General features: G+C 72.2%; 6 protein-coding genes. All 6 read left to right on the forward strand.

Going from position 1 to position 2,661, the window contains the following annotated elements:
• Positions 1-17: 17 nt before the first annotated feature.
• Positions 18-152: an SPASM domain-containing protein gene (locus MKK88_RS28460; RefSeq protein WP_244005844.1), complete on the forward strand. Its 135-nt coding sequence runs from the start codon at positions 18-20 to the stop codon at positions 150-152.
• A 103-nt stretch (positions 153-255) separates the two neighbouring features.
• On the forward strand, positions 256-594 hold the full coding sequence (locus MKK88_RS28465) for a hypothetical protein (protein WP_244005834.1): 339 nt from the start codon (positions 256-258) through the stop codon (positions 592-594).
• Positions 594-971, forward strand: coding sequence for a hypothetical protein (locus MKK88_RS28470; RefSeq protein ID WP_244005836.1), 378 nt, complete (start codon positions 594-596; stop codon positions 969-971). The genes MKK88_RS28465 and MKK88_RS28470 overlap by 1 nt, the downstream gene beginning before the upstream one ends.
• Positions 971-1,693 (forward strand): hypothetical protein, encoded by a 723-nt coding sequence (locus MKK88_RS28475; protein ID WP_244005838.1) that lies wholly within the window; start codon positions 971-973, stop codon positions 1,691-1,693. The genes MKK88_RS28470 and MKK88_RS28475 overlap by 1 nt, the downstream gene beginning before the upstream one ends.
• Entirely contained in the window at positions 1,690-2,022 is a 333-nt protein-coding gene (locus tag MKK88_RS28480; RefSeq protein ID WP_244005840.1) for a hypothetical protein, read from the forward strand. Before MKK88_RS28475 ends, MKK88_RS28480 begins: the two co-directional genes overlap by 4 nt.
• Positions 2,022-2,381 (forward strand): hypothetical protein, encoded by a 360-nt coding sequence (locus tag MKK88_RS28485; RefSeq protein WP_244005842.1) that lies wholly within the window; start codon positions 2,022-2,024, stop codon positions 2,379-2,381. The genes MKK88_RS28480 and MKK88_RS28485 overlap by 1 nt, the downstream gene beginning before the upstream one ends.
• Positions 2,382-2,661: the final 280 nt, after the last annotated feature.

Below are 2,661 nucleotides of genomic sequence, written 5' to 3' on the forward strand. Positions count from 1 at the left end.
GCCGGCCCTGGAACGTGATGTACGTCACCGCCAACGGCCGGGCGCTGCCGTGCTGCATCGCGCCGTTCTCGCAGCGCGGCTACGAGAACTACACCCTCGGCGACGCCACGCAGGACACCCTGCGGGCGATCTGGAACGGCCTCCGGACATGACGGAGCCCCCGTCCCAGGCCGCCTGACGCCACCTCGTCGACGCGCCCGGCGGCAGGGGCGCAGCCACCCGTTCCCGCAACCCCGGTTTTACAGGATGCGTCCCATGCGGCGCGACACCCTCGACATCAAGACGACCTTTACCGTTGACGGCGCCGAAGCCGTCGAGGCCGCGGCCCGCCGCACGCCGCCATCCGCGGCGGTGTTCTTCGACGCCATCGTTGGCCCCGACGGGCGGGACTGTCCCCACCTGTCGGACCTCGGATGGCTACGGCATCTCCTGCGGGCTGCTCAGAACCCCGGCGCCTTCGCGGCCCTCCACGGGGACAGCGACGACCCCGACGCCACGTTCCTGATGCTGCAGTCCGTGGAGGACCTGTACCGCCGCCTCGCGGCCCTCACCGAAGAGCGGCCGGACATCTACGACAGCGAGAGGTCCGTCTGATGCGCCACGATTCCCATCGAACCACGACCGCCGTCGCGCAGGCCCTCGGCCGCCCCGCCGACCTGACCGCCGCCATCACCGTCCTCGATGCCCTGCATAATGCCGGGTACGCCGTCGTCCGCCATGCGGCCGCCCTAGCCGACCCGGCGCGCGATCTCATTGCCGGGGAGATCGTCTCGGGTGGCAGCCGCCCCGCCACCGAGGTCGCCACCCGCATCATCGGCAAGCTCGCTCAGGCGGGCCTCGCCCCGGGCGCCGGGCAGCCGACGGGGCGGACGGTGCCGCTCACGATAGCGGGTGTCCCCCTCGTCGCGCTGATCAGCACGACCGAGGCGACCGCCTTGGCCGCCGCCCTCGCTCAGGGGAGGACCGCCTAATGCGCCGCGTCACCGAGATCCCCTACGAGCCGCACCGGTACGCAGACGAGCTTCCTAACACCGCATGGGCGAACGCGTTGGTCTGGGACTCCCGCGTCCGGGCCGGCGATGAGGATGCCCTCGCCCTGGCCTGCGACCTCGGGCTGGGCAGTGCCAGCCTTCCCGGTCCGGACCGCATCGACGCGTTGCTGTACGGCGTCGCGCTCGGCGTGGCTGCCCTCCTGGACCGCAAGGCCCAGGAGAAGGCCAGCGTCGCGGTGTTCGGCTCCCACGGCATGCGCGACGTCCATGCCCTGTTCGAGGCAATCGGGGACGACCCCCTCGTCGACGACGAGGCCCGCGCGACCTTCCTCCAGGAGCGTATCCTCGGCCGGGTCGAGTGGGGCCGGCACAACGACGCCGACGTGGCGTGGCTGAAGGCCAAGGCGGTCGCTACGGTCGTGGACGACGACTTCCTGGGGATGGTGCCCTTCCAGGGCGACGAGACGGAGGTGACCGAACTCGAACGCCGTGTCGTCCGAGCCCGCCGAGAACACCGGTGCTACCTGACGGGCCTGCCCATCGCGGTGGGTGAGCGGCACCTCGTCCTGCGCGAAGTCTCCGAGGGGGAGTTCACCACGACCCGGCACAGTGCCGTGGCCGCGTGGTTCGAGGCGCACGCCGGCGTGCCCGCGGAACGGCTCATCCCGGCCGAGCCCCTCGACACTAGGAGGGCGGCATGAAGCGCAAGATCTACCCATCCGACGGCGCGGCCCGGTTCTATGCGTCCGCCGCGGGACGCCCCTACAGACCCTCCAGCGGGACCGAGGGGGAGATCTTTGAGGCCGCGTGGTGCGACGGCTGCAGCATTCGGGGCATCTGCAGGATTCCTGGCAAGGCCATGGCCTGCGACGTCCGTGACGCCGCCTACCCGACGGCCTGGGTCTACGGCGACGACGGGCAGCCTCGGTGCACGGCGTTCCGCGACAAATCCCAACCGCGGCCGCGGCCCCTGCCCATCAGGCCCGGGCCCCACGAGATGGACGATCTTTTCGTCGGGAGGATCAACTGATGGGTATGGTGCACCTCGACCTCGACGACACCCTGGACATCGGCACAATCGACCTCGACGTGGCGACCGGCATCGCCAAGATCGGCGACGAGACGTTCCGCATCCTTCACGTCCTCGCCGCCAACGAGTTCACCATCCCGCTGACCTTCGACACAGCCGCCGAGGAGGCCCTCCGGCTGGCCGACGCCGTCATCGACTGGGACTGCGGGATGATGGAGCATGCTGACAACCCGTTCCGCGTGAAGGCGCCCAAGCTCTCTGCGAAGCAGGTCATCCGGTTATTCCTCCCCCGGATGCACAAATGCGAGTTCCGGGACCTGTTCATCGAGACCTACGGCTACGCGGGGAGGCTGCCGTGATGCGCCAGGTCCTCGTCACCGTCGCCGGCGCGCCCGGGCGACTCGCCGCCTCGGGTGCCGCCCTGGCCACCGTCGTCCTGCCCGCGGGCGGCCCTCCCCAGGCCCCCCCCCTCCCCGCGTGGACGCCGCCCCCCTCCGCCTCCACCCTCCCCCCCGCCCTCATCCCCCTCGCCACCCCGCCCCCCACCCCCCCCCCCCCCCCCCCCCCCCCCCCCCCCCCCCCCCCCCCCCCCCCCCCCCCCCCCCCCCCCCCCCCCCCCCCCCCCCCCCCCCCCCCCCC

This window comes from Methylobacterium sp. E-005 (genome assembly GCF_022829725.1).
GTDB lineage: Bacteria > Pseudomonadota > Alphaproteobacteria > Rhizobiales > Beijerinckiaceae > Methylobacterium.

Coding starts and splice junctions, on each gene's coding strand:
- MKK88_RS28480 (WP_244005840.1), top strand. CDS start 1,690: ATGAAGCGCAAGATCTACCCATCCGACGGCGCGGCCCGGTTCTATGCG.
- MKK88_RS28470 (WP_244005836.1), top strand. CDS start 594: ATGCGCCACGATTCCCATCGAACCACGACCGCCGTCGCGCAGGCCCTC.
- MKK88_RS28460 (WP_244005844.1), top strand. CDS start 18: ATGTACGTCACCGCCAACGGCCGGGCGCTGCCGTGCTGCATCGCGCCG.
- MKK88_RS28475 (WP_244005838.1), top strand. CDS start 971: ATGCGCCGCGTCACCGAGATCCCCTACGAGCCGCACCGGTACGCAGAC.
- MKK88_RS28465 (WP_244005834.1), top strand. CDS start 256: ATGCGGCGCGACACCCTCGACATCAAGACGACCTTTACCGTTGACGGC.
- MKK88_RS28485 (WP_244005842.1), top strand. CDS start 2,022: ATGGGTATGGTGCACCTCGACCTCGACGACACCCTGGACATCGGCACA.